Here is a 2,094-nt window from a genome sequence, read left to right as displayed (position 1 = left end):
CCGACCGCGCCTTCCCGCCTGGGCCTGGCTGTTGGGCGGCGTGTTGCTGCTGCTGGTGGTGGGGGCACTGGCCAGGATTGCCTGGTGGCAAGGACAACAGACCCAGGCGCAGGCCACCGCCATCGCCCAGGCGCAGGCCACCGCCATCGCCCAGGCGCAGGCCACCGCTCAGGCGCAGGCTACTGCCTATGCACAGGCCACCGCTACCGCTTATGCACAAGCTACTACCCAGGCGCGGACCGCCACGCAGGCCCAGGCTACGACCGCAGCCGCGACAATAATCTCTCGGGCTGCCACCGTCACTGCCCGGGCGCCAACATCTACCTCATCACCAACACCAACTAAGCGGCCTACCCCCGCTTTAACGCCTACCCCTCAGCCACCTAAGCCAACCGTGTTTTTCCAGGAAGATTTTGGCGGCTCTGCCTTGAACACTTCTGTTTGGAGTGTAGATACTGGCTCGGGAAGCGTCTTGGTGGGAGATGGGGTGCTTACCTTATCTAGTAGCGGCCGGCGTTATCCTTACTTACAGACCAACCTCAATCCATTCCCTACTATAGGAGATTTTCGTGCTACTTTTCGCTTTCGGTACTTCCAGGTATTAACCTGTGGCACGGGAATTCTTGCCACCAGTTATGTTGTGCCGGGAGGTCTCTCTCAAGAGGCCGCGGCTGATTTCCAGAGAAACGCCGAGGCAACTGGAATGGCTATTGGAATTTGGCAGGATGGGACGTATGGATTGCAATACTGGTTTCGCGCTGGTGCAGAACGCAAGGACATATTTCTGGGAGCCAACACTATATGGAACGAAATGGTCATAGAGTACCGGGAGGAAAGATATTTCTTGTACCTCAACGGATCACTGATCTACACTTCACAGCCTACCCAGTATCGTCCCACTCATATCTGGATCGGCCACCCTGCTGAACTTAGCGGAGATTGCCTCTGGAGTGGGATAGAAATAGATTCCTTACGCATTGAATCCATTCCATGAGCAAAGGGCCTGGTCCGTGGAAAAGCTATTGATAGGGAATACCAAACAGAGGCTTGTGGAGGAGGGCTATGCCCTTTGAACCCCGCGTCGGAGACATTGTGGAGATAGAAGGTCAGCGCTACGCTGTGGCCGAACACCCCGCCGCCCCCGGCATTGCCTACGGGCAGGAGGGGCGGGCGGGGATCGTGTATTGCCTGGAGACCCTCACCCCTACCCCCGGCAGCTCCGCCGCCACCCTCTTCCCCTCTCTCAACGGGAGAGGGAAAGGGGGAGCCGCCCGCGGCGGCGGGGGAAGGGGTGAGAACCGAAATCCGCGCCTTCCTGGGCCGCCGGCCGGGTTGCTTCGCCGGGCGCGCTGCGCCCTGCTCGCCCTCGGGCCGAAGGCCCTTCGGGCCAAGGCCTCGGCGCGAGCGCCCTCGGCGCGTGGCGCAATGACGATGTCGGCCTTCGCCGACCCGGGAGGCGGCGGCGGAGGGCCACGCCCCAATGGGGCTCGCCCCGAGGAGCCGACGCCCGGCGTGAAGCGCCCAGGGAGGCCGAGTTCCCATCGGCGAAGTTTCTGACCGGCCAGAATGCGCCCCGCGCCTGGCTTGCTCGCAATGACAGACGGGAGGGTAGTGGTTAGTCAAATGTAAATTTGTGGCTTCAAGGACTTGGGATGAATGGCTAATAAGATGTAAGCCGAAATTCAATTTCGGCCTACCGGTTTATCAACAGCAATTTTGTGGGTCTATTTGTTCCACCGGACTTGGGACAAGATGGGATGATGGGAGGCCGAATTAATGGGATTGACAGGATTTACAGGATTTACAGGATTTACAGGATTGGGGAATCTTGTAAATCTTGTAAATCCTGTCCATAAGGAATTTCGGCTTACGTCGCTGGCAATTTGTCCAAAGTCCGGCGTTCCCCATACCAGCACTTTGAAGCCACAAATTTTCACTTGACTGACCACTACAACATTGCGGTTGACAAGCCAGTAGACTGGCAGTTACCAGAGAGGATGGCGTGAAAAAAGAGGTGAATAATGCTGACCCCTGGAACGATTCTCCAGAACCGATACCGTATCATCTCCCTCCTGGGCCAGGGCGGGATGGGGG

At 58.2% G+C, this 2,094-nt stretch carries 1 protein-coding gene and 1 pseudogene; both read left to right on the top strand.

Annotation, left to right across the window (positions count from 1 at the left end; all coding sequences use genetic code 11):
* Nucleotides 1-994 (top strand): annotated as a pseudogene (locus tag ABJK56_RS19725) (hypothetical protein); the annotation flags it as partial.
* Between the two features lie 68 nt (nucleotides 995-1,062).
* Nucleotides 1,063-1,557 (top strand): hypothetical protein, encoded by a 495-nt coding sequence (locus ABJK56_RS19720; RefSeq protein WP_347246404.1) that lies wholly within the window; start codon nucleotides 1,063-1,065, stop codon nucleotides 1,555-1,557.
* Nucleotides 1,558-2,094 lie beyond the last annotated feature (537 nt).

Origin of the sequence: Thermogutta sp. (assembly GCF_039793925.1) — a bacterium.
In the GTDB taxonomy this organism is placed as follows: Bacteria; Planctomycetota; Planctomycetia; order Pirellulales; family Thermoguttaceae; genus Thermogutta.
The sequence above is the reverse complement of the archived record's forward strand: the minus strand, read 5'-3'. Positions and strand labels throughout refer to the sequence as shown.

What these genes read in the sequence shown, in the direction of transcription:
- ABJK56_RS19720 (WP_347246404.1), top strand. Translation starts at nt 1,063, where the DNA reads ATGCCCTTTGAACCCCGCGTCGGAGACATTGTGGAGATAGAAGGTCAG.